This is a genomic window from Mannheimia sp. E30BD, assembly GCF_041807785.1.
In the GTDB taxonomy this organism is placed as follows: domain Bacteria; phylum Pseudomonadota; class Gammaproteobacteria; order Enterobacterales; family Pasteurellaceae; genus Mannheimia.
Map to the genome: position 1 here is coordinate 17,532 of NZ_JBGTYX010000010.1, position 25,184 is coordinate 42,715.

Consider the following 25,184-nt stretch of genomic DNA (forward strand, 5'->3'; position numbering starts at 1 on the left):
ATTTTTTGCCCTATTTATGTGTTCTGTTTTTAGGGGCAAATAATTATTTGCCCCTACGAATAAAATTTTAGCGGCACTGTGCCTTAAATCTTAAGAGGTGATCTAACAACACAATCGCCATCATTGCTTCTGCAATCGGCACGGCACGAATACCAACACAAGGGTCGTGTCTACCTTTGGTAATAACTTCAACAGGCTCGTTATTTTTGTTCACGCTTTTTCCCGGAATGGTAATGCTTGATGTCGGTTTGAGAGCAATATTCGCAATAATCGGCTGACCAGAGCTGATTCCGCCTAAAATACCGCCTGCGTGGTTAGACAGAAAACCTTCCGGTGTCATTTCATCACGGTGTTCGCTACCACGTTGTTCAACAACGGCAAAACCATCGCCAATTTCAACTGCTTTTACTGCGTTAATAGACATTAATGCGTGGGCGAGATCAGCATCTAATCGGTCGAACACTGGTTCGCCTAAGCCAACAGGCACATTTTCTGCAATTACAGTCAGTTTTGCACCAATCGAATCGCCTTCTTTTTTCAGTTCACGAATTAACGCATCAAAACCTTCAATCGCGACAGGATCAGGGCAGAAGAATGGATTACTATTGACTGCTTGCCAGTCAATTTGTTCAATATTTTCAACTGTTTTTGGATCAATTTTGACTTTGCCAATTTGAGAAAGATAGCCTCTAACCTCAATGCCAAATTGCTCACGCAAATATTTTTTTGCAATAGCACCAGCCGCAACACGCATTGCGGTTTCACGAGCAGAGGAGCGACCACCACCACGATAATCACGAATGCCATATTTTTGTTGGTAAGTGTAATCAGCGTGCCCTGGTCTAAATTTTTCTGCAATATCGCCATAATCTTGTGAGCGTTGGTCGCCATTTTTAATGATTAAGCCGATACTTGTACCCGTTGTTTTACCTTCAAATACCCCTGATAAAATTTGCACTTCATCATCTTCACGGCGAGGGGTGGTGTAGCGTGAAGTACCGGGTTTACGGCGGTCTAGATCAGGCTGTAAATCAGCTTCGCTTAATTCCATATTAGGTGGAACACCATCTACAATACAGCCTAATGCAATACCGTGAGATTCGCCAAAAGTGGTTACTTTAAATAATTGTCCAATGCTGTTGCCTGCCATCTTTAATCCTTTTCTTTTGTTGTTATGTTATTTGGTAGTTCAAAATCAAAGCGTTTTGAGCCTACTTTAATTTCATCTTGTGTATCGTTGTTTTTGATATACACATCTAATTGGTTAAACGCAATATCAATATTATGCTCATTAAAGAGCTGATGGATATGGGTATTAAGTGCATCAATCGTTGGATTACGATCAGATAAATCATTCACATAAGCTCTTAATTCGTGATCCAATGTACTTGCACCGAATGTGAGGAAGTAAGCTCTTGGTTGAGGATCTTTCAATACTTTCGGATTTTCTTCCGCTACTTGTAGTAACAAGCGTTTAACTAACTCCACATCAGACCCGTAAGCAACACCAACTTGAACAATAATACGGGTTGCTGTGCTACTTAACGCCCAGTTTACTAAGCGTTCAGTTACGAATGCTTTGTTTGGTACGATAACTTCTTTACCATCAAAATCAATGAGGGTTGTTGCACGAATACGAATTTTTGAGACTGTGCCACTATATGTGCCAATGGTAATAGTATCGCCAATACGCATTGGGCGTTCAAATAAGATGATAATACCTGAAACGAAGTTTGCAAAGATCTCTTGCATACCGAAACCCAAACCAACGGAAAGTGCGGTGAGTAACCATTGGAGCTTACTCCAAGACATTCCTAATGTGCCGAAGGCAAAGATCGCACCCAATGCAATAATCATATAGGTAAGAAGAGTAGTAATTGTGTATGGTGTGCCTTGAGATAGTTTAACGTGTGAGAAAATCAAGGCTTCTAACAGACCACTCAAGTTACGAATTAATACCACCATTACTACAATAATGAGAATAGCGGTCAGTAAATTCAGCAATGTGATAGATTCCATCACAATGCCTGCTTCTGTGGTTACGCTTTGCTGCCATAAGGTTACACCATCTAAGTAGAGAGCAACGGTAATTAAGTCCGACCACACCCAGTAGAACAGTACAAATAGACCAATCCAAAGCACGAAATCGGTTAATTTCAGCATTTGGTCTTTCACTTCGCTAACAGCAATAGAATCCTCTTTTAGCTCGAAAGGAATTTCAACACCATCAGGGTTTTCATTATTTTGTTCTGCTTTAGCACGAGCTTTAGCTTCTGCCGCTTCTCTTTTCTCCTGTAAACGACGATAAGCAAGACGACGAGCAGAAATAGAGAAAGCACGATAGAGAATATTACGGACAATAATCCAAGTAATAATGGCAAAATAAGAAGCAATTAAATGCTCAATAATCACTAACGCCGTGTAGTAATAGCCCAATACAATCAGGATAATGAGAACCACAGGGGCAATCAGCAAGACTAATTTCACGATTGTTAGCAGAACACTTTTCGATTCTTTAGTCTGCTCGTGCGTTACATTTTCATAAGTTGAAATAGCTTGTCTAAAGGCTGGAGCAATCATCCAGATCATTAAAATCAAGACGAAAATAGTCATTGTTTGCCCAAGTACATCGTAAGCAACACCAGTCTCTAAATTAGTAAAAATAGAAGTGTTGAGCAATAACGCGATGAGCCAAACTGAGCGTCTTAAAATATTACGGAAAATTTCATTACTTTTTTGTGGCATATTAAAGTGGATATGCCCGATACCGTGTGGGCGTAGCATCGCCACCAAGAAGGCAAAATAGAGCCAATAGGCTGCCATTTTTAATCCCCAAGTCCAAACTTCTTGTGGATTTTCTAAAGAAATATAAGTAATGGCAATGAAACTTGCTAAGAAAACGAGAGTACTTGGCAAACAAAGCACCACAGTCCAAAAAATAGCAAGTGGTGTATTCCATTGACTATCTGTTGCAATAATTTTTAATCGGTTATTGATATGGTGGAGTTTTTGTTTAATCTTATCTTTTTGACGATTAATAAAGGCGGCAAGCAATAATAAAATAGTCACTAAAATCCCTGCTGGCACAATATTATCACTCCAGTTTGAGAAATTGAGTTTTTTACCAATATCAAGAATTTGATAGTGAGCGATATCAATAAATTTACTGAACCATTCTAAGTCCATCGGGCTATTACTTTTTACCCAGAAACTTTGTTGCTGGAGCTTTTGTTGCAAAGTATCGCTAATGGTTTGAACCTGCTGTTGGTTTAATTCAATATTAATCAATAAATTAAGCTGACTATTCAAAGATTTAATTATTTCAGACAAGGTGGCTGAACGCTCTTGCAAAATCGTTGTTAGTTGTGATTTTTCTTCAGCAGTAAAGGTAGTTTTCCTATCTTTTTCTAATTTAGTAATATAAGCATTGATATTTGAGAAAGAATCTCTTAGCTCTGTCATATCAAAAACACGCACACGCAAATCGGTAATTTGTTTAGAAATGCCCGAAATCATCTCATCTTGCGGTAATGATTGTTTTTGCTTATTGATAATACGAGAAAGCACCAACGTACCTTGTAATGAGCTAATTTGCTCTTCAATATTACGTTGAGTTTGTTGAAGATTATCAAGCACGCTTTTAATACGTAAATTATCTTGCGATAACTGTGTCATATCTTTGGTTTGCTCAAGCAATTCCTGTGTTATTTTAGTGTTTAAATCCAATTCACCTAAAATAACAGGATTAGTTGTTGCATTATTTTGCTGATTTTGAACTGCTTGTGCTTGCTCTAATTTATTTTTTGATTCCTCTACGATCTGATTGTTGATTGCCGTTTGTAAGTTAGCAATTTCAGCCTGTAGATTTTGCTGTTCTTGTCTTTTTTCCTCTAGTTGGGAAGAATACACCGCAGCTAAGCTATCACTGCCATTTAGTAATGTTTGGTTATAAGTATTTTTTAACTCAATCAGTTCCAGTTCTGTTTCTAGCTTAGAACGAAGTTCGCTTTGAATATTGGCAGCAGAAAGCTGGGTATTAATTTCCTGCTTACGTTTTACCATTTCAGTTAATGCAGCTTGAGCTTTATCCGGTGCAGTATTTTGAGCCACCAAATTATTATTGATTAGGCTTAAATCGTGTTGTACCGTTTCTAGCTTAGCTTGTGCTGCGGTAAGTTCTTTTTGTAAATCGGTGGTTGTTTTTTTTGCCAAATCTTCCACGCTTGGGACAACAGTCTCTTTTAATTTTTCAAGATTACTTTGGCTGGTAGCTAAGGCTTTTTGAGCCTCTTGAATAGATTTATTCAAAGCTTCATTATCTACCTTCTGTTTCTCAATTTGAGAGAGAAACGACAGAGTATCCTCAAGTGTTTGCACTAAGGCTTTATTGTTTGCATCCGCTTGATCTAATTTTTTAGCACTATCAAGCTGGCTCTGAACGGCTTTTTGAAGTGGAACTTCAGCTAAGACAGAGCTATTTGCAGCAAATATAAGTCCTAAGCTGAGAAAAAAGGTTTTTAGTATTGGTTTAAACATAGATTTCCTTTATTTTTTTATTCTGTATATCTTGTTGTAATTGCTTGCGTGAAATTTTGATTGTCCCTTGCGTTTGGTATTGTTCAATATCCAGTAAGTAATACGCAACAGGCTGTTTAAATTTTTCTAATTTATCAGACAACCAAATTTTTAATTTATTAACTTCTCGTGCTAAATTAGGTTGTTTGAATTGTACAACGGCGATTGGTCGTTGCCCAAATTCGTTATCATTAATAGGTAGAACAAATACTTGTTCCACAAGGTTAGAGCGAAAAATGATCAGCTCGATCTCTTCAGGTTGAATATTCTCGCCGCCCGAAATAAACATATTATCCAATCGCCCTTTTATTACAAGCTGTTTTTTACTGTTCCATTCGCCTCTGTCTTTGGTGGCAAACCAGCCTTGTTCGTTTACAAGCGGTCGAATTTGCTGATTATTTTGCAAATAGCCTTTTTGCCAATAACCTAAAGCAAGTGGTTTGCCTTTTACCCAAACTTCGCCGTTTTCAAGTTTGACTTCTCGATGATTTAAAGGATAACCCACATTATCCAATTCATTTTCTACGGCACAAACGGTAGAAGCCATTTCTGTCATACCATAACCACAAAAGGTGGTAATACCTTGCTGTTGGGCTTGAGCCACAAGTTCTGCAGGGATAGCTGTGCCGCCTAATAAGCATTTTTGCTTCATTGGGTAATTTAACTGAGTTAAATAACGTTGTAATTGTGTTGGCACAAGTGATGCGTGGCTGACTTGTTTGAGCAACGTAAAGAAGGCATCTTTGCTTTCATTTACATAAAGCGTTGCCCCTTTGAGCAACCAACGCCACACAATGCCTTGCCCTGAAACGTGGAATAAGGGCAAACTCAATAGCCAAGCGTGCGTTTTTTCAAATCCCATCAATTCACATACACCTTCGGCACTATATAAATGAGCAGAAATTGAATGCACAGCCGCTTTAGGCATACCTGTTGAGCCAGAAGTTAGGGTTAGTGTTGCTGCTTGCTCAAAATCAAGACTTGGTAATGGGTTACAAGCGGTTATTTTTGCTGAAAAATTTGCAAATATTTCATCAGTAATAAACACATCAACGCCTGTTTCTTCTAAGATAGCTTGTTGTTGTGCTTGAGTTTGTGCAGGGTTGAGCATTAAGATTTTTGCTCCTAGTGATAACGTGGCACAATAAGCCAGTAATCCACAAAAACGATTACTGCCACAATAAGCTACTAAGCATTCAGAAGTAACGTTTTGAGTTTTTAAAACAGAACAAACTTGTTGAAGCAAATATTGACATTCCGCCCAATTCAATTGAGCTGGAAGATGAGGGAAATAATCGGTTTCCCCTTTTTCTCGTATAATGGCAATATCTTGGGCTGTGTTTTCAGCCCAAAATTGAGTAGGAAATAGGGGAGAATGAAGCAGCATTGATGTATACTAAGGGCTTTATACAAAAAGAGCTTGAATACGCTCAATCAATTTAGCAGGCACTTGCATAGATTCCATCACGCCTTTTAAAATAAGCCCTTTACGAGCTGTGTTATTATTGGTAATCACCCAAAATGGTGAATCAGGAATCTGTTTAGCTTTTACACCGCTGCCTGTTGCTAAAATTTCTTCTTCGCTTTTTGAAAAATAGATACGTTCGTTACCCCGCACTTTTTCTGTAGCTTTAGCGAACGCAGTAGGATTAGAACGGTAGAGAGCGGCTAATAGCATAATAAAACGCACAACATTTTTATTTTCATTCATAAAATGCTCTGAATTTAAAATGTCTTCCAACTTAGCAACGGTTTTCTCCGCATTGGATTCATCTTTCTTGGTTGCCGCACGAGAAGGTGTTTTAACCAACTCTTTTAATTCGTTGATCATATGCTCTTGCACTAACACAAAAGGCTGAGGCGATTGCGGTAATCTGAGTAAACGACGCAAAATATCTGATGCCGTTTCACCAATAGATTGTGTACGACTGGCAATATATTGATATAATTCATCATCAATTTCGATTTTTTTCATCGGGATCCTCATTCTTTTTGAACATAATATAGCATTAATTATGTGTGCTATTATACGCATTTCTAAGCGTTTTTATAGAGGATCTTAATTGAAAAATTATGCTAAAAACGACATTTATATGACAAAAAAATCAGGTTTAAATTTTCTTTACCAGCCAGCCGTAAATAACCCAAACGCCCAAACAATGGTGTTCTTGCACGGATTATTTGGCGATATGAATAATTTAGGCATTATCGCCAAGTCATTTACCGAAGATTATACCGTGTTGAGGGTAGATCTTAGAAATCACGGTGGATCTTTCCACTCTCCCGAGATGGATTATGCGTTGATTGCTCAAGATTTAAAAGAGCTGTTTATTGAACAAAATATCCAAAATGCCATTATTGTAGGGCATTCTATGGGCGGAAAAAGTGCAATGGCATTAGCCAATCTTGCTCCAGAATTGGTGGATAAATTAATTGTGATTGATATTGCCCCTGTAACCTATACGCAAAACCGCCATAAGCAGATTATTGCAGGCTTATTTGCAGTAAAAGCAGAGAAGCCTCAAACTCGCCAACAGGCAAAAGTGGTAATGGCAGAGTATATTCCCAATGAAGGGGTTCAGCAATTTATGTTGAAATCCTTTGATGCAAAAAGCGAGCAATCCTTCCGCTTTAATTTAACTGCATTAGCGCAAAATTATCAGAATTTAATGGATTGGAATGAGGTGTTTGTTGATAAACCAACACTGTTTATTAAAGGTGCGTTGTCGGATTATATTCTGGCAGAACATACGGAAACCATATTGAAACAATTTCCGCAAGCCAAATCCTTTATTGTTGCCAATGCGGATCATTGGGTTCACGCTGCAAAACCGGAAGCGGTTGTACGAGCTATTAACAAATTTTTAGAGAAATAGAAAATGCAAAGAGATACGTTATTTTCCGCACCTATTGAAAAATTAGGTGATTTTACTTTTGATGAATCGGTGGCGGAAGTTTTTCCTGATATGATCCAACGCTCTGTACCGGGCTATTCTAATATTATTACTGCTATTGGAATGTTGGCGGAACGCTTTGTAACTGATAATTCAAGGGTTTATGATTTAGGTTGCTCAAGAGGGGCAGGGATTTTATCCATTCGCCGTAATGTAAAAGTGAAAAATGTACAAATTATCGGAGTGGATAATTCACAGCCAATGGTAGAGCGTTGTAAAACGCACTTGGGTGCTTATCATTCGGATATTCCTGTTGAAATTCTACTCGATGATATTCGCCAAATTGAAATTAATAATGCCTCAATGGTGGTACTTAATTTCACGTTACAATTTCTGCCGAGAGAAGATCGTCTGGTTCTGTTACAAAAAATTTATCAAGGATTAAATTCAAAGGGGATTTTGGTGCTATCCGAAAAATTTACTTTTGAAAGCGAAGCGATGAATGAACTATTGATCGATCTTCATCATACATTCAAACGAGCAAACGGCTATAGTGAATTAGAAGTCAGCCAAAAGCGTAATGCACTTGAAAATGTAATGCGGACCGATAGTATTGAAACGCACAAATCACGCTTAAAACAGGCAGGCTTTGAACAAATAGAATTATGGTTTCAATGTTTTAATTTCGGCTCAATGATTGCAATTAAATCTTAACAAGCGGTGATTTTTTATAAAAGTTTTGCAACTTAAAGGAAAATAAAAACAGCGTGCTCTTTTTTATTTACAACAAAGCTGAGAATAATCAGTTATAATGATCCGATAATTATTTGGAGGTAAATGTATGGCAACCATAAAAGATGTCGCCAAACAGGCTGGAGTCTCAACCACAACGGTTTCACACGTTATCAATAAAACCCGCTTTGTGGCGGAAGACACTACCAAAGCTGTTTGGGAGGCAATTAAAACATTAAATTATTCTCCTAGTGCGGTGGCTCGCAGTTTAAAAATTAATACGACTAAATCGATTGGTATGATTATCACCACTAGCGAATCGCCATTTTTTGCAGAAATTGTGTTGGCAGTGGAGGAATTTTGCTACAGCAAAGGTTACTCACTGTTTTTGTGTAATACACAAAATAAGTCAGAAAAGATTCAAAACCACTTAGATATGCTCATCAAAAAAAGAGTGGATGGTATTTTAGTAATGTGTTCGGAATATACAGCTAATTCATTCGATATTTTTGCAAATACACACCTCCCGATGGTAATTATGGACTGGGGCAGAAGTGATGAACGTTACGATGTGATTTTAGATCACGGCTTTGATGGTGGTTATTTGGCTACTCAACATCTCATTGAAAATGGGCATAAAAACATTGCGGTCATTACAGGAAATTTAGAGAAAGAACTTGCCCGCAGGCGTTTTGAAGGGGTGAAAAAGGCATTATCCGATGTTGACTTATCTATCCGTAATGAATGGATTCAAGAGGGAGATTTTGAGCCTGAGGGTGGCTATGAATGTATGAATAACCTGCTTAAAAATAGAGATCTACCGACAGCAGTATTTTGCTTTAATGATGTGATGGCATTAGGGGCAATTTCTGCTATTACGGAGAAAGGCTTAAATGTGCCGCAAGATATTTCTGTGATCGGGTATGATAATGTACATAGCTCACGCTTTTATGCACCGCCACTCACTACAATACACCAATCAAAATCACGTTTGGGGGCTGCTGCTTTAGAGCTATTACTAGAGCGTATAGAGAATAACGAAAAAGCGAAAGAGCCTAAAGTTTTAGAGTTTTTCCCAGAATTAGTAAAACGCAAATCAGTAAGAAATTTAACAATTAAGGAGTAATATGGAAACGTTAATTGAATTTTTTAGTAGCTATGGATACTGGGCAGTATTTTTGGTTTTACTTGCCTGTGGATTTGGTTTACCTATTCCAGAAGATATCACCTTAGTTTCGGGTGGTGTAATTTCAGGGCTAGGTTATACCAACGTGCATTGGATGTTGGTTGTGAGTATGCTTGGTGTACTTATTGGCGATAGCACAATGTACTGGCTAGGTAGAATCTATGGCGAAAAAATTCTACAGTTTCCATTTATCCGAAAAATTGCCACGCCTGAACGCTTTGCTATGGTGCAAGAGCGTTTTGAAACACAAGGCTGGAAATTACTCTTTATGGCTCGATTCTTACCGGGTTTACGTGCGGTAGTCTATCTAGTATCAGGTATTACTCGAAAAGTGAGCTTCGTAAAGTTCTTACTTGTTGATTTCTTTGCTGCGATTATTTCTGTACCAATTTGGGTCTATTTAGGCGATTATGGTGCATCTAACTTAGGCTGGTTAAAAGAACAGGTTAGTAATGGTCAGCACGCTATTTTTGCTATTCTAGGTATTGTTATTTTATTTTTCGGTTGGAAATGGTATAAAAAGAAAAAAGCAAAATCAGCGGAATAAATAGAGATGAAAATGACAAAAGGCTATCAACGTTGATAGCCTTTTGCTTTGGAATATGGTGCGACTAGCTGGACTCGAACCAGTGACCCCCACCATGTCAAGGTGGTGCTCTAACCAACTGAGCTATAGTCGCATTAATGGGAAGCATTCTATTGGAAAAAAGAGGACTGTGCAATATGCTTTTTCTTGAATGCTCTTATTTTAAACGCTTTTGCGTGAAAATCTGTTTATCTTCCCAGCGGAGCATTGTTAAATGGCTTCCCCAAGCACAGCCAGTGTCTAAAGCGTGAATATTTCGATAAGGGCATTTACCCATTAAACTTGCCCAATGTCCAAAAATAATTTCTTGTTCTTTATAGAGAGGATTATCTAATTCAAACCAAGCCACAAGATCTTTGGGGGCTTCTTCAACTGGTAATTTACACTCAAAATCTAACCGCTTGTCGGTGTAGCAAAAACGCATACGGGTTAGCACATTAATGATATAACGCCAGCGTTCAATTCCTTGTAAATCTTCAGACCATCGTTGCGGATTATTTTCATACATTTGAGCGATATAATCAGCGTATTCTGAACTTTGTAGCACTCTTTCGGCTTCTTTCGCACAATTTAATGTGGTAGCTAAATCCCATTCTGGGCTAATGCCTGCGTGAACAAGGAGAAATTTATGCGTTGGGTGATGGATTGCAAGCGGTCGATTTCTTAGCCAATTTTGCAATTCCAGACGATCTTCTACTTGGAAAATAGGAGCAACTTTATCATTCGGCTTTACTCGTTTGATACCAAGCAATGTAGAAAGTAAATGTAGGTCGTGATTACCTAAAACAGTTTTAGCATTATTGGTAGGATCTTTTACAAAACGTAGGCAAGCTAGAGAATCTTCACCACGAGCAACTAAATCGCCCGTTAAAAAGAGTTCATCTTGCTCAGGAGTGTAATTGACTTTTTCCAATAAAAGCTGAAATTCCTTAAAGCAACCGTGCAGGTCGCCTACAATATAAGTTGCCATTGATGATTTCCCTAAAATAGGCTAGGGGCAAATTGCAATTTGCCCCTACAACACTAGATAATATTTCCCACAATAGAACGGGTTTCTAACCGTACTTCGGTTAATTTAACGCGTACAGATTGTCCGATTTGGTAGGCTTTTTCGCCCTTGATGTAAATTGCCAATTCTTCTTGGCGGTATTCCATCTCATCTTTATTGTCGTGTAAAGTTGAGAATGGTACGAAAATTTGAGCACCATTTTGAATGACTTTAGCACGCAAACCACCTCGAGAAACATCTGCAATTTCACACTCAAATTCGATCGCGTGTTCTACCATTGGGAAAAGATAGCGAGCATAGAGCCAGTCAGCAATATCACGTTCTACTAATCGGTTTTGGCGGCGAGCTTCTTGCAGACGAGTAAGTACGTTTTCTTCCACCGTTGAGGATTGTTTACCTAACAATACTTGCTTGATTAAACGGTGATTTACCATATCGCCATATTTGCGGATTGGCGATGTCCAAGTGGCATAGTGACTGATCCCCAAGCCAAAATGAGGGGCAACCTCTGATCTAAATTCCGCAAAAGTAAGGTAGCGGCGTAAGCGAAGTTCCAAGAATTTCTCCGGGAAATCTTGAATATCACGCTGCATTTCACAATAGCCTTCTAAGGTTGCTAAGCGTTCAGCAGAATAGCGTTCTGCCAGTTTATTACGGTTTTCATCTGTTGCTAAGGTTTGCAGTAAAAATGATTTAACCAATTCATAATTTTTCGGATCAAAACCTGAATGCGTGTTGAATACACCTGTTCGGGCGTGTTGGCTTAGGAATTTGGCACAGCTGATGTTAGCAATAATCATTGATTCTTCAATCATTTGATTTGCAATACGGCGATATTCAATGTGAATATCTTTAACAGAACCATCTTCATTTAGCTCAAATTTATAATCGCCTTGCTCTTTGAATAATAAGGCATTTTTAGCACGCCATTGGATACGCGCTTGTGTGAATTGGTGCAACCAGTCGATTTGTTGCTTAGTTTCTTCCGATTCTGGCTGCCACGCATTTGCTACGCCTTCAAGGTAATCAGAGACATTGTCATAAGCCAGTCTGTCTTTCGATTTAATCCAAGCAGAGGTGAAGGTTGCTTCTTTAGTGAAATTGCCTTCTAAATCGGTTTCTATAAAGCCTACTAATGCAGGGCGTTTCTCATTCGGTACAAGTGAGCAGAGATCATCAGACAATTCACGAGGTAACATTGGAATGTTAAAGCCCGGTAAATAGTTGGTGAAGCAACGCTGGCGAGCCGCTTTCTCAATATTAGAGTTTTCAGGAATATAGGCAGTTGGGTCTGCAATCGCCACCACTAAACGCCAGCCTATTTGCATATCGTTCTCTTTGATTGGCTCGATATATAACGCATCGTCCATATCTTGCGTGCTTGGGCTATCGATTGTTGTGAAGTAAAGATGAGTTAAATCTTCACGTTCTAATTCATTGTGCAATTCATAGCTTTTTTCATTGGCAACAGGTTCACGAGGTTGTTCGTGGCGAGCAAGCGTTACCCACCAAGGAGCGAAATTATCGTCCTTTTTACAAATAAATTGCGTTACTTGAGCAAAGAAAAAACGGTCATCACGCAAAGGGTGCTTTTTTAATTGTGCCACAACCCAATCGCCATTTTCTAATTTTTCAGTTACTTTTTTGTGCGTATTGGCAGGAATAGTTTGCTTAATGCTTGGGTGATCAACGGCTAATTGTAATTTACCTTCTTTATTTAAACGCACTTGAGCGATAAATCTATCAAGCATCGGTTCAAGTAGAGAATCAATTTCCACTTGTTCTTTGTCGCCATCACGTTTGACTACGGCTTTCACTGAATCACCGTGCATTACTTTTTTCATTTCCGCAGGTGGAATAAAATAGCTTTTTTTATCACATTCTAGAAAACCGAATGCTTTGTCTGAGGCTTTGACAACGCCTTCTACATATTCTTTGCTGGCTTCAATTTGTTGTTTGAGCTGGGCTAAAAGGGGATTGTTTTGAAACATAATTTCTCATTTTAAAAATAAAAAAAGGTGCTATCGTTGCACCGAAAAAAACAATGGCATTATAACGGATTTGAACCAAGTTCAGCAAATAAATGCTGTTGCTATAACTTATAAAGGTTAGTAGAATATAATCCATTTAAAAATAATGGAGACTTTTCAATGAAAAAATTACTTGCAATTGCAACAGTATTTTCTTTAGCAGCCTGTTCTACTCAAACACTTGAACTATCTCCTGCTAAGGAAGCTCAATATGATCGTGTTCAACACTTCTTTGTTTCTGGGCTTGCTCAAAAACAAGAGATAGATGCAGCAAAAATTTGTAATGGTGCAGATAAGGTAGGAAAGGTAGAAACTGAAACTACTTTCTTTAATGGCTTGTTAGGTACAATTACTTATGGTATCTATTCACCTCGCCAAATCCGTGTATATTGTAACTAATCCTAGTAATTTAAGGAGTTTAAAATGAAAAAATTGCTTGCTATATCTGTATTAACAGCCCTGCTGACTACGGCATGTACAACACAAACTGCCCATATTAGCGGCAAAGTTACTGATAATATTAAACCAACTAAGAGTGTAACTCAGTCGTTCTTTATAGGCGGGATTGGACAAGAAGAAACATTGAACGTTACCGAGATTTGTGGTTCGACAGATAAAGTTAATCAAGTAGAAACTGTTTTATCTGGTAGTAATATTCTAGTTGGTATTGTTACTATTGGTATTTATACTCCTCGTACAGCAAACGTATATTGTAAATAATACTAATAAATGTAGAAAAAACGGACTTAAGAATTAAGTCCGTTTTTTCTATTAATTAATCGTTTTAATCATCACCTAATTCGCCCATTGCCATTACGCTGAAACCGGCATCAACGTGTAACACTTCGCCTGTTACGCCTGACGCTAAATCCGAGCATAAGAAAGCAGCAGAGTTACCTACATCATCAATAGTCACGGTGCGACGTAGAGCAGCAGTTTTTTCAAATGCAGCAAGCATTTTCTTGAAGTTTTTAATGCCTGATGCTGCTAATGTACGGATCGGACCGGCTGAAATCGCATTTACACGAATACCTTCTTTACCTAAATCGGCTGCCATTACACGGGTTGCAGCTTCTAAAGAGGCTTTGGCTAAGCACATTACATTGTAGTTAGGGATTGCACGCTCTGCACCTAAGTAGCTTAAGGTTAAAAGAGCGGCATTTTCATTTAAGAACGGGCGAGCAGCTTGAGCCATTGCGACGAAGCTGTAAGCACTGATGTCGTGTGCAATACGATAACCTTCACGGGTTGCGGCATTCACATAATCGCCGTCTAATTGGTCGCCCGGTGCAAATGCGATAGCGTGAACAAAACCGTCAAATTTCTCCCAGTGTTTGCTTAATTCAGTAAAACACTCAGTAATGCTTTCATCGGTTGCTACATCTAACGGAAGTATAATTTCTGAACCAAATTCTTTGGCAAACTCTTCAACACGCGGTTTTAATTTATCGTTTAAGTAGGTGAATGCTAATTCTGCACCTTGTTGTTTCATTGCATTTGCAATACCGTAAGCGATTGAACGATTACTTGCTAAACCTGTAACTAAAATACGTTTGCCAGTTAAGATACCCATAAAAAATTCCTCTATTTGTATTAATCGGGGTCAAAATTGTGTCGATTATAGCGGATATAGAGAGTACGGGCAAATAGAGTTGATGGCTCATCGGATCAGAAATCCCTTCTTGATTGTTCATCAAAGAAGGGATTTTGAGAGAAGTTATGCAGTAGTTTGAGCAATAATATTTTGTTGTGGCTTAATTGCCCCTGTTAATTCGGCTAATTCTTCCATACGGTTAATATGAATATATTTGCCTTGTACGGAAATCATACCGCTTTTCTGGAAACGCCCAAGTAGGCGGCTGATGGTTTCAATGGTAAGCCCTAAATAGTTGCCGATATCGCCACGAGTCATTGTTAATCTAAACTCTTTTGCTGAAAAGCCTCGAGCGGAATAACGTTGGGAAAGGTTATATAAGAAAGCAGCTAATTTTTCTTCTGCATTCATTTTAGAGAGCAATAAAATCATTTCTTGGTCGCTCTTAATTTCATTACTCATTAAACGCATAATTTGATGACGGATTTTCGGCATTTTACCTGCGAGGTCATCTAAAATATCAAAGGGAATTTCGCAAATCATCGAAGTTTCTAATGCTTGAGCATAACCTTCGTGTTGCATATTGGTAATAGCATCAAAACCAATTAAATCACCAGGTAGATGAAAGCCTGTAATTTGCTCTTCACCACTCTCACTTAACGTATAGGCTTTTAATGTACCAGAACGAATAGCATAAAGAGAACGTAGCTCATCGCCAGATTTAAAAATCACTTGTGATTTTTGAACAGGCTTTTTACGCTCAATAATATTATCAAGCTGTGTTAGCTCTGTTTCATTTAGTGTAAAGGGTAAACATAGCTGGCTAATGCTACAATTCTGGCAATGGATTGTACAAGCGTGGCGTCCTGAGGGTTTTAATTCTGAGACAATTTTCATCTATTCAACCTTAGAAGATTAGAAAAATATTTCTAAATTTGATTTAGAACAAAGTTTACCATTAAATTTTAATGAAGCAAAGTATAGGCAAAAAAATTAATACTTCAAAAGGAGTAGAAAAAATAATAATAAATTTCCATTTTTGCGATCTACTTCAAGTTTTTATTTTTCAGGCTGTGTTAGTATGCCCTAAACCATTAAGATAAGTCTAAATAAGGAGATTATTATGTATAAACATATTTTAGTGGCAGTTGATCTTTCAGAAGAAAGTTTGGTGCTAGTGCGTAAAGGTGCAGGATTAGCCGCACAATGTGGTGCTAAACTTTCACTTATTCACGTTGATGTTAATTTCTCTGACTTATATACAGGGCTAATTGATATTAATATGTCTTCAGTGCAAGATAGTGCCGCTGCGGAAACCAGCACTGCATTAGCAGAGTTAGCAGCAAAAGTGGATTATCCTGTTTCTGATTGCTTAAATGGTACAGGCGATTTCAGCCAAGTGCTACAAGAAGCGGTAGAAAAAAATAACGTAGATTTATTGATTACAGGCCATCATCAAGATTTTTGGAGTAAATTTATGTCTTCAACACGTCAAGTAATGAATAATATTACAATTGATATGCTTGTTGTACCATTATCAGAAGAGTAATTTGTAATTTTTTAAACAAAATAAACCGCTTGCGGAGTGGTTTGCTCTGCAAGCGGTTATTTTTTAGCAAAATTTTACAAAAATCTTTTCATTATCTAACAAATAAGCTGAACTAAACTAACAATATGGCATAAAAAATGTGTAAAATAGAAGGCAGTTCAATGTTTAACTTCTATTTTCAAAAGAGTATTTTTAATGAAAACAACATCAGAAATCAGACAATCATTTTTAGAGTTTTTCCAAACAAAAGGACATACCATTGTTCCAAGCAGTTCACTTGTGCCTGAAAATGACCCGACATTACTATTTACGAATGCGGGTATGAACCAATTCAAAGACGTTTTTCTCGGTTTGGAAAAACGCCCTTACACTCGAGCAACTACTGCTCAACGTTGTGTGCGTGCAGGCGGTAAACATAATGACTTAGAAAATGTAGGCTATACCGCTCGTCATCATACTTTCTTTGAGATGATGGGGAATTTCAGCTTTGGCGATTATTTCAAACAAGATGCGATTAAATTTGGCTGGGAATATTTAACATCACCACAATGGCTAGGTTTACCAAAAGAAAAATTATACGTTACGGTTTATAAAACTGATGATGAAGCCTACGATATTTGGCATCAAGAAGTAGGAGTACCTGCTGATCATATTATTCGTATTGGCGATAATAAAGGTGCCCCTTATGCCTCGGATAACTTCTGGGCAATGGGCGACACAGGGCCTTGCGGACCTTGCACAGAGATTTTCTACGATCATGGTCCTGAGCATTGGGGGGGATTACCGGGTAGCCCTGAAGAAGATGGCGACCGTTATATCGAGGTTTGGAATATCGTATTTATGCAGTTCAACCGTTTAGCAGACGGCACAATGGAAAAATTACCAAAACCATCTGTTGATACAGGTATGGGCTTAGAGCGTATGACGGCGGTAATGCAACACGTAAACTCTAACTATGAAACCGATATTTTCCAAACCCTCATTAAAGAAACAGCAAATTTATTAAATGTACAAGATTTAGATAATAAATCACTGCGTGTTGTGGCAGACCACATTCGTGCTTGTTCATATTTAGTTGCTGATGGCGTTATGCCATCTAACGAAGGTCGTGGTTATGTGCTACGTCGCATTATTCGCCGTGCTGTTCGACACGGAAACCTACTCGGTGCAAAATCAGCATTTTTCTATCAATTAGTGCCGACATTGGCGAAAGTGATGGGAGCAGCTGGTGAAATTGTTGCACAAAAGCAAGCTCTTATTCAGAAAACATTAAAAGCAGAAGAAGAGCAATTTGCCCGTACATTAGAGCGTGGTTTGAACTTATTAGAAGATGCTTTAGCGAAAGTGGAAAACAACACACTTTCCGGCGATGTAGCCTTTAAACTTTACGATACTTACGGCTTTCCGCTTGATTTGACTGCTGATGTTTGCCGTGAGCGAAACATTGTGATTGATGAACAAGGTTTTGAAGCAGAAATGACGGCACAGCGTGAGCGTGCAAAAGCCAGCAGCAATTTTGGTGTAGATTACAATAATGTAATTAAAGGGGAAGGCCAAACCAAGTTTTTAGGCTATGAGCAAACAGCATTTAATGCGAAAGTCGTAGGCTTATTCTGTAATGGTGTTGCGGTTGAGAAAATTGAGTCCGGCGATAATGCAGTTGTGATTTTAGACCAAACGCCATTCTATGCTGAATCAGGCGGTCAAATAGGTGATGCTGGTGAAATTAGTTCACCATTAGGGTTATTCCAAGTCAATGACACCCAAAAATATGGTCAAGTTTGGGGGCATATCGGGCAATTAAATGGAGGTGTTTTAGCCATTGGTGATGTAGTTTCAGCCCTCGTTAATGTTGAACGCCGTCAGGCAATCACATCAAACCACAGTGCAACCCATTTACTGCACGCAGCACTTCGCCAAGTATTAGGTGACCACGTTGCCCAAAAAGGTTCTTTAGTGTCTGAAGATAGCTTGCGTTTTGACTTCTCTCAACCGGAAGCTATTGCAAAAGCAGATTTAGAAGAAATTGAGCGTATTGTGAACGCGAAAATCCGTGAAAATATCCAAGTTCAAATTGAAACAATGGGTATTGAACAAGCCAAAGAAAAAGGAGCAATGGCTCTGTTTGGCGAGAAATATGGCGATGTGGTTCGTGTAGTTGAAATGGGGCCATTCTCAATCGAGCTATGTGGTGGTATCCACGTTAGACAAACGGGCGACATTGGCTTATTTAAATTTGTCTCTGAAGGGGCAGTCGCCGCAGGTATTCGCCGTGTAGAGGCGGTAACAGGCGGAAAAGCAATTGAATTATTACACAGCCAGCAACAGGTGCTAAACCAAATTGCTGATCTTTTAAAAGCAGATCAAGCCTCAATTGTAGAGAAAATCCAGCAATTGCAAGAGAAAGCGAAAAAAGCGGAGAAAGAGCTTCAAAGCCTTAAAGAAAAACAAGCTGCACAAGCGGGCGGAGAATTGGCAAAATCGGCAAAACAGATTAATGGTGTGAATGTCATCATTGAAAAACTGGATAATGTAGATAGCAAAGCACTCCGCACAATGGTGGACGATTTGAAAAATCAACTTGGTTCAGGCGTGATTGCCTTTGCGACTGAAACCGAAGGTAAGGTAAGCCTTATTGTGGGGGTAACTAAAGATTTAACGACAAAGCTAAATGCGGGTGAATTAGTTGGTTTAATGGCGACAGCTGTTGGCGGAAAAGGCGGTGGTCGCCCGGATATGGCTATGGCAGGTGGTTCTGAACCACAAAATATTCCGCAAGCTCTTGCGTTAGCACAAGAATTCATTACTACAAAACTTTAATAATAAAGGCGGGCTAGGCTCGCCTTTGAAATTTTACTCTATGTTAGCAATAGAGTTTTTTAACCCGGTCAAGGAGACAATTATGCTTATTCTAACTCGCAAAATTGGGGAGGTTTTACTCGTAGGAGACAATGTTGAGATTTCGGTGCTTAACATTCGAGGAAACCAAGTGAAACTAGGTGTGAATGCACCAAAAGAAATCTCAGTACACCGTCAAGAGATCTATGAAAGGATTAAAGCCTCAACAGAAGAGGGGAAATTCTAATTATTCATTAACCTCACAAGGAACATACTATGGGAAACTCACTTGTTTTAAAGCTAAAATCAATCGTAGTAGGTGGGAGATATTCGTTTAACCAGTAACGAGCTGAAAAGTACAGTTACAAACGGATTATTGGATTCAGGTGTTGATGTTATCGACTTAGGTTTAACTGGTACAGAAGAGGTTTATTTTGCGACTTCTTTCTTAAAAACCGATGGCGGAATTCAAGTAACGGCAAGCCATAACCCGATGGATTATAACGGTATGAAATTAGTCCGTGAAGGCTCCCGTCCAATTAGTGCTGATACAGGCTTAGCCGATATTCAACGTTTAGCTGAGGAGAATAATTTTCCGGCGGTTGAAAAACGTGGCAAATACACACAAAAATCGGTGCAAGGCGATTATGTTGAACATTTGCTTTCCTACATTGATTTAACTAAGCTCACAGCTAAAAAATTAGTCATTAATTCGGGCAATGGGGCAGCAGGACAAATCATTGATGCGATTGAAGCCCAATTCAAAGCCCAACAAGTGCCAGTGGAATTTATTAAAGTCCATAATAATCCAGACGGCAATTTCCCAAATGGTATTCCTAACCCAATTTTGCACGAGAACCGTGAAGATTCCATTAAAGCCGTTTTAGAAAATAAGGCGGATATTGGTATTGCCTTTGATGGCGACTTTGACCGCTGTTTCTTCTTTGATGAAAAAGGTGGTTTTATTGAAGGTTATTATGTTGTCGGCTTATTGTCTCAAGCGTTCTTAGCTAAAAATAAAGGGGCGAATATCACCTACGATCCTCGCTTAATTTGGAACACAGAAGAGCTTGTGCGTGAAGCAGGTGGCGAGCCTGTAATGTCTAAATCTGGGCATTCATTTATTAAAGAGAAAATGCGTGAAGTTGATGCGATTTATGGCGGCGAAATGTCTGCACACCACTACTTCCGTGATTTCTTCTATTGCGACAGCGGTATGATCCCTTGGCTATTAACCTTAGAGCTATTATGCACTACAGGTAAATCGCTTAGTGAATTAGTTGGCGAGCGTTTAGATAAATTCCCATCACCGGGCAAAATCAACAGTAAATTAACTGATGCACAGGCCTCAATTGCCCGAGTAAAAGAAGCTTACAAAGACGGAAAAGTAGAAACTTTAGACGGCATTAGTGTTGAATTTGACAACTGGCGTTTCAATTTACGCAGTTCTAATACCGAACCTGTGGTTCGCTTAAATTTAGAAACTCGTGGCGACAAAGCCCTAATGAAACAAAAAAACTGATGAAATTTTAGCCTTATTACGCCAATAATGCTTAAAATTTTGTAAAAAAATGAAAAAAGATGACCGCTTGCGATATACTACAAGCGGTCTATTTTCAATAAAACTTCACATATTATAAGGATTTCAAATGAAAGTGATTATCCCCGTTGCTGGTCTTGGTACTCGTATGTTACCCGCAACAAAAGCTATTCCTAAAGAAATGCTTACCCTTGCAGACAAACCCTTAATTCAATATATCATTAATGAATGTGTAGCAGCAGGGTTCAAAGAAATTGTGTTGGTAACACACTCTTCAAAAAATGCTATCGAAAACCACTTTGATACTTCTTTTGAGCTTGAAACAATGCTTGAAAAACGTGTTAAACGCCAATTATTAGATGAAGTTCGTTCTATTATTCCGAAAGATGTACGCTTAATTCACGTTCGTCAAGGGCAGGCGAAAGGCTTAGGACACGCCGTTTTGTGTGGCAGAGCAGTAGTAGGTAATGAAGCTTTTGCAGTAGTATTGCCAGATGTGCTGCTTGGAGATTTTACTGCTAATCAAAAAACAGAAAACCTTGCAGCAATGGTTAAACGCTTTAAAGAAACAGGACATAGCCAAATTATGGTTGCCCCTGTACCAATGGAAAATGTAAGTAGCTACGGTGTGGCAGACTGCAATGGGGTTGATATTCCATTAGGTGGCTCAGCACCAATTGCAAAAATAGTAGAAAAGCCGAGTGTGGAAGAAGCTCCTTCAAATCTTGCAGTTGTGGGGCGTTATGTATTCTCCGCCAATATTTGGGACTTGTTGGAAAAAACACCTGTGGGTGTAGGCGATGAAATTCAGCTTACTGATGCAATTGATATGCTTATTCACCAAGAAACGGTTGAAGCTTTTAATATGACAGGTCGCTCATTCGACTGTGGCGATAAAGTAGGCTATATGAAAGCCTTTGTAGAATATAGTTTAAACCACGATAAATGTGGAAAAGAGTTTAAGGCATTTATTAAAGAGTTAGCAAAATCGTTATAGCTAAAATTTGTGAGGAAAATAGACACTATTTGTGGTGTCTATTTTTGTTTAAATAACAGCTCTTGCTCCAAATCTTCAATCGCCTTCATACATTTATCTTTACGATATTCTGTTTCCAGAATTTGATTTTGCAATTCTTGCTTTAATGCTTCATTTTCATCGTTATAATTCTGTTCCATTAACCAACTCATTTTCTCATTTAAGGCTCGCAATGCTTTACGATATTCTTGTAGACGTTTATTCGGTGAAAGTGTGTGAATATTTGTAGAAAATTGAAAAGAAGATTGAAATTGAACCGTATTCTTTTTTTGTTGTTGGGCTTTATTAATTGCACTATTAAGTGTATCAAACTGTTTAATCAGCTTTTCAGCATAAAACTCACTATATGGAACATCTTCTTGAGTAAGTAATTGCTCTGCTGTTTTCTCAATTTCGGCGACAAAGAATTTTACTAATCCAGATTGCTTAGAAAAATAGGTCGAGCTGACATTGATTTTATTTTCAGAAAATGGAGCTAAATCAGCTAAATTTAGCTTCATTTGAGTAAGGAAACGGTGTTTTTGCATCATTCAATTTCGTAATTAATAATTTAGAAGCAGTTTTATTTTATATAAATCTATCAGAAAAACAAAGTTACAGGGATTATAAGCGGTCTATATTTTGCTATTTTTTGTAATATTCAGGTTAAAAATAATCTTATTTTGTAAAAAAATCCTAAAATTGTGATCTATGTCACAAAATAAATGAACTTTTTCCAAATTTAATAATTTATTGAGTTAATTGTTTAAAAGTATTTTATTTTCAATGGGTTATGTCTGTTTTAAATCTGTGGTAAAGAAATGTAAAATTCTCCAAATGAAACAGTAAATATGTAACTAATTGATTTTTATAGGTATTTTAGGGCGCGCGGATGGTGTTTAAACTATTGACAACAACTTTTGTTTTTGCAATTATGCTCGTGAAAACAGTGTTAGGCATTATAGCTGATACATTGTGATTTGGAGTATTGCTCTTACACCTTAATGAGGGCAATTACTATTATACAACATATAAAATCTAAGGTGAAAATTATGAAAAAAACATTAGTTGCATTAGCAGTAACAGCATTCGCAGCGTCAGCATCTGCGGTAACAGTTTATGATGCTGAAGGTTCAAAAGTAGATATCGACGGTTCTATCCGTATGGTTGTTGAAAGAGCTAACTCTGAAACAAAAAATAGCCTTGGTACTATCACAGAGAAAAAACGTACCCACACTGGTATTCGTAATGCAGGAACTCGTATTGGTGTTACAGCTAGACATCAATTGGCAGAAGATTTCTATGCATTAGGTCGTGTAGAAGTTCGTTTTGACAAAGTTGACAAATTTGACAAAGATGGCAACGATCTACCTTCAGAAGATGGATTCGGTAGTGCATATGCAAAACGTGCTTATGTTGGTTTAGGCAGCAAGCAATATGGTCAGGTAACATTTGGTCGTCAAGTAACAATTGCTGATGATCTAAGCCAATCTGTAGACTATGAGTACGGTATTAACCCTAAAGGTGATTACATCGTAGATGCGGCTAGCCAAGTGGTACGTTATGACTACAATGGTATCGAAAACCTACAATTAAGTGCTCACTATGCTTTTGCTCAAAAGCGCGATGCTAATGGTGAAGTATTAGTAGATGAACTTCAAAATGCTTTTGGTGTAGGTGCATTATATACAGTAGATAACTGGGATTTACGTGCGGCTTATGGTCACTCAAGCTTTAAAACGCAAAATGGTGATGATAAAAACCGTAAAGATGGTGTGTTAGCATCTGTTGGTTATACAGCAGGTGATTTAACATTAAGTGTTGATGGTGGTTATCGTCATGAGAAAAAATTAGGTGAGAAAGGTAACGCATTCTATGTTTCTCCAGGCTTTGCTTACCAAGTAGTTCCAGCGTCTAAAGTATATGGTAACTACTTATATGAGCGCGCAAGCATCAAAGATGTGAATAAAGAAAAAACTCACGGTTTCTTACTTGGTGTTGATTATAAATTCCACAAACAGGTTGTAGCTTTTGTTGAAGGTAAATATATTCGTACTAAAGGTTTCGACAAAAATGCAACAGGTGAAGGTTATACTTACAATGGTAGAACAACTGATAAAGCTATCGGTGTAGGTATGCGTGTATACTGGTAATCTATAGATTACGAATAATGCTATAACCCCTAGCAATTGTGCTAGGGGTTTTATTTTGCAAATTTTTCAGAAAATATAACCGCTTGCTGAGTAAAATAATTTCCTAATCTCTCTATCATTTCCCTATTTTTCGGATAGAATATAATCACTATTTTTAATACAAGAGGTGAAAAATGACAGAGGTTTATAACTTCAGTGCAGGGCCGGCAATGATGCCGAAAAAAGTGTTAGAAAAAGCACAACAAGAATTATTAAATTGGTTAGATCAAGGCACTTCGGTAATGGAAGTCAGCCATCGAGGTAAATTGTTTATGGAATTGGCGGCTCAATCTGAAGCGGATTTACGTAAACTTTATAATGTGCCAGAAAATTACCATATTCTCTTTTTGCAAGGTGGAGCGAGAGGGCAATTTGCTGCTATTCCAATGAACTTGATTGGCAAAAAAGGCAAAGCACTTTATTTAAACTCAGGGCATTGGTCGGCAACTGCTGCGAAAGAAGCTCGTCATTTTGCTGAAATTGATGAAATTAATATTTTAGAGACCGAACCACAATTAAAAGTAAATCGTTTAGATTTTAGCGATATTAGCGAACAATACGACTATGTACATTACTGCACAAACGAAACCATTAGTGGTGTGGAAATTTTTGATATTCCTAATGTGGGTAACACGCCACTAGTAGCGGATATGTCATCAAATATTCTATCCCGTGGCATTGATATCAGTAAGTTTGGCATAATCTATGCCGGTGCGCAGAAAAACCTAGGGCCAGCAGGGATTACGATTGTTATTATTCGTGATGATTTAATAGGTAAGGCACGTAAAGACACCCCATCTATTTGGAATTATGCGATTCAGCGTGATGCGGATTCAATGATTAATACGCCACCAACATTTGCGTGGTATTTGTGTTCATTAGTATTCAAACACTTATTGGCAGAGGGTGGATTAGAAGCAACTGAAGAGCGTAACTTAGCGAAAGCATCGCTATTGTATGATTATTTAGATAGCTCAACATTCTATTACAACACGGTTGCAAAAGAAAACCGCTCGCTGATGAATGTTACCTTTACCACAGGCAATGATGAGTTAAATGCAAAATTTGTAAGTGAGGCGACCGCTTGTGGCTTACAAGCCTTGAAAGGGCACAAAGTATTAGGTGGTATGCGTGCTTCAATTTATAACGCAATGCCGATTGAGGGAGTGAAAGCATTGATTGAATTTATGAAAGTATTTGAACAACGTAATACCTAGTAAAAAGCAGAAGAGCCACATTTGTGGCTCTTGTAGTTTGTTTTATTAAATGGACAAAAAACAGATTTTAGATGCTCATAAGAAAATCTTAAGTGAATTGCCCCTATGATTCATTGCTATATTTTTCTCCTGGTTAAACCTAAAAAACGGAATCTCATAAACAGATATAAGATGTGTAAATTGTAACGATTTTATAGTATTACTAAGTTTTTCTGGTGCAATTTTCT

General features: G+C 38.1%; 21 protein-coding genes, 1 tRNA gene and 1 pseudogene. 13 read left to right on the plus strand and 10 right to left on the minus strand.

The annotated features are described in order from the left end of the window. Positions 1 to 67: 67 nt before the first annotated feature. Genes aroC through seqA form a run of 4 tightly spaced genes read right to left on the minus strand, consistent with a single transcriptional unit; the run spans position 68 to position 6,550 of the window. Entirely contained in the window at positions 68 to 1,150 is a 1,083-nt protein-coding gene (gene aroC, locus ACERCG_RS07415; RefSeq protein ID WP_373611404.1) for a chorismate synthase, read from the minus strand. Positions 1,151 to 1,152: 2 nt separating this feature from the next. After that, the gene (gene mscK / locus ACERCG_RS07420) at positions 1,153 to 4,536 is read right to left on the minus strand and encodes a mechanosensitive channel MscK (protein WP_373611405.1); all 3,384 of its coding nucleotides are present in this window, start codon (positions 4,534 to 4,536) and stop codon (positions 1,153 to 1,155) included. Next, on the minus strand, positions 4,529 to 5,959 hold the full coding sequence (menE, locus tag ACERCG_RS07425; protein WP_373611435.1) for an o-succinylbenzoate--CoA ligase: 1,431 nt from the start codon (positions 5,957 to 5,959) through the stop codon (positions 4,529 to 4,531). The genes mscK and menE overlap by 8 nt, the downstream gene beginning before the upstream one ends. A 21-nt stretch (positions 5,960 to 5,980) precedes the next feature. Then, positions 5,981 to 6,550 (minus strand): replication initiation negative regulator SeqA, encoded by a 570-nt coding sequence (gene seqA / locus ACERCG_RS07430; protein WP_373611406.1) that lies wholly within the window; start codon positions 6,548 to 6,550, stop codon positions 5,981 to 5,983. A 118-nt stretch (positions 6,551 to 6,668) separates the two neighbouring features. On the opposite strand from seqA, the gene ACERCG_RS07435 reads away from it, so the two are divergent. The 4 genes from ACERCG_RS07435 to ACERCG_RS07450 all read left to right on the plus strand — a co-directional run bounded on the left by ACERCG_RS07435 (position 6,669) and on the right by ACERCG_RS07450 (position 9,934). Next, entirely contained in the window at positions 6,669 to 7,451 is a 783-nt protein-coding gene (locus tag ACERCG_RS07435) for an alpha/beta fold hydrolase (protein WP_373611407.1), read from the plus strand. Between the two features lie 3 nt (positions 7,452 to 7,454). Next, on the plus strand, positions 7,455 to 8,183 hold the full coding sequence (gene cmoA / locus ACERCG_RS07440) for a carboxy-S-adenosyl-L-methionine synthase CmoA (RefSeq protein WP_373611408.1): 729 nt from the start codon (positions 7,455 to 7,457) through the stop codon (positions 8,181 to 8,183). 127 nt (positions 8,184 to 8,310) lie between these two features. Then, entirely contained in the window at positions 8,311 to 9,327 is a 1,017-nt protein-coding gene (gene purR, locus ACERCG_RS07445) for an HTH-type transcriptional repressor PurR (RefSeq protein WP_373611409.1), read from the plus strand. 1 nt (position 9,328) lies between these two features. Continuing rightward, the gene (locus tag ACERCG_RS07450; protein ID WP_373611410.1) at positions 9,329 to 9,934 is read left to right on the plus strand and encodes a DedA family protein; all 606 of its coding nucleotides are present in this window, start codon (positions 9,329 to 9,331) and stop codon (positions 9,932 to 9,934) included. 56 nt (positions 9,935 to 9,990) lie between these two features. On the opposite strand, the gene ACERCG_RS07455 is transcribed toward ACERCG_RS07450, so the two are convergent. The 3 genes from ACERCG_RS07455 to ACERCG_RS07465 form a co-directional block, all read right to left on the minus strand. After that, positions 9,991 to 10,067 (minus strand) — tRNA-Val (locus ACERCG_RS07455). Between the two features lie 63 nt (positions 10,068 to 10,130). Continuing rightward, on the minus strand, positions 10,131 to 10,943 hold the full coding sequence (gene apaH / locus ACERCG_RS07460) for a bis(5'-nucleosyl)-tetraphosphatase (symmetrical) ApaH (RefSeq protein WP_373611411.1): 813 nt from the start codon (positions 10,941 to 10,943) through the stop codon (positions 10,131 to 10,133). A 53-nt stretch (positions 10,944 to 10,996) separates the two neighbouring features. After that, entirely contained in the window at positions 10,997 to 12,973 is a 1,977-nt protein-coding gene (locus ACERCG_RS07465; protein ID WP_373611412.1) for an exoribonuclease II, read from the minus strand. Positions 12,974 to 13,132: 159 nt separating this feature from the next. Between ACERCG_RS07465 and ACERCG_RS07470 the strand changes: the two genes are divergently transcribed. Both ACERCG_RS07470 and ACERCG_RS07475 read left to right on the plus strand, forming a co-directional pair. Next, positions 13,133 to 13,411 carry a Bor family protein gene (locus ACERCG_RS07470; RefSeq protein WP_006248149.1) on the plus strand — a complete coding sequence of 93 codons (279 nt, stop codon included), beginning with the start codon at positions 13,133 to 13,135 and terminating at the stop codon, positions 13,409 to 13,411. A gap of 24 nt (positions 13,412 to 13,435) precedes the next feature. After that, a complete protein-coding gene (locus ACERCG_RS07475; RefSeq protein WP_373611413.1) occupies positions 13,436 to 13,732 on the plus strand; it encodes a Bor family protein in 297 nt (98 codons plus the stop codon). Between the two features lie 64 nt (positions 13,733 to 13,796). Here ACERCG_RS07475 and ACERCG_RS07480 read toward each other — a convergent pair whose 3' ends face one another. Continuing rightward, entirely contained in the window at positions 13,797 to 14,585 is a 789-nt protein-coding gene (locus tag ACERCG_RS07480) for an enoyl-ACP reductase (RefSeq protein WP_373611414.1), read from the minus strand. A gap of 144 nt (positions 14,586 to 14,729) precedes the next feature. Continuing rightward, entirely contained in the window at positions 14,730 to 15,503 is a 774-nt protein-coding gene (locus tag ACERCG_RS07485) for an FNR family transcription factor (protein ID WP_373611415.1), read from the minus strand. Positions 15,504 to 15,729: 226 nt separating this feature from the next. Here ACERCG_RS07485 and ACERCG_RS07490 point away from each other — a divergent pair, with 226 nt between their 5' ends. The 5 genes and pseudogenes from ACERCG_RS07490 to galU all read left to right on the plus strand — a co-directional run bounded on the left by ACERCG_RS07490 (position 15,730) and on the right by galU (position 21,530). Further along, on the plus strand, positions 15,730 to 16,155 hold the full coding sequence (locus tag ACERCG_RS07490; protein WP_373611416.1) for a universal stress protein: 426 nt from the start codon (positions 15,730 to 15,732) through the stop codon (positions 16,153 to 16,155). A gap of 195 nt (positions 16,156 to 16,350) precedes the next feature. Then, positions 16,351 to 18,975: an alanine--tRNA ligase gene (gene alaS / locus ACERCG_RS07495; RefSeq protein WP_373611417.1), complete on the plus strand. Its 2,625-nt coding sequence runs from the start codon at positions 16,351 to 16,353 to the stop codon at positions 18,973 to 18,975. An 82-nt stretch (positions 18,976 to 19,057) separates the two neighbouring features. Then, positions 19,058 to 19,240: a carbon storage regulator CsrA gene (csrA, locus tag ACERCG_RS07500; protein WP_373611418.1), complete on the plus strand. Its 183-nt coding sequence runs from the start codon at positions 19,058 to 19,060 to the stop codon at positions 19,238 to 19,240. Between the two features lie 47 nt (positions 19,241 to 19,287). After that, positions 19,288 to 20,543 (plus strand): annotated as a pseudogene (locus ACERCG_RS07505) (phosphomannomutase CpsG); the annotation flags it as partial. A gap of 99 nt (positions 20,544 to 20,642) precedes the next feature. Continuing rightward, a complete protein-coding gene (gene galU, locus ACERCG_RS07510; RefSeq protein ID WP_373611419.1) occupies positions 20,643 to 21,530 on the plus strand; it encodes a UTP--glucose-1-phosphate uridylyltransferase GalU in 888 nt (295 codons plus the stop codon). A gap of 38 nt (positions 21,531 to 21,568) precedes the next feature. Here galU and priC read toward each other — a convergent pair whose 3' ends face one another. Continuing rightward, on the minus strand, positions 21,569 to 22,099 hold the full coding sequence (priC, locus tag ACERCG_RS07515; RefSeq protein ID WP_373611420.1) for a primosomal replication protein PriC: 531 nt from the start codon (positions 22,097 to 22,099) through the stop codon (positions 21,569 to 21,571). Positions 22,100 to 22,600: 501 nt separating this feature from the next. On the opposite strand from priC, the gene ACERCG_RS07520 reads away from it, so the two are divergent. Both ACERCG_RS07520 and serC read left to right on the plus strand, forming a co-directional pair. Next, positions 22,601 to 23,701: a porin gene (locus tag ACERCG_RS07520; RefSeq protein WP_373611421.1), complete on the plus strand. Its 1,101-nt coding sequence runs from the start codon at positions 22,601 to 22,603 to the stop codon at positions 23,699 to 23,701. Positions 23,702 to 23,874: 173 nt separating this feature from the next. After that, positions 23,875 to 24,957: a 3-phosphoserine/phosphohydroxythreonine transaminase gene (gene serC, locus ACERCG_RS07525; protein WP_373611422.1), complete on the plus strand. Its 1,083-nt coding sequence runs from the start codon at positions 23,875 to 23,877 to the stop codon at positions 24,955 to 24,957. Positions 24,958 to 25,184: the final 227 nt, after the last annotated feature.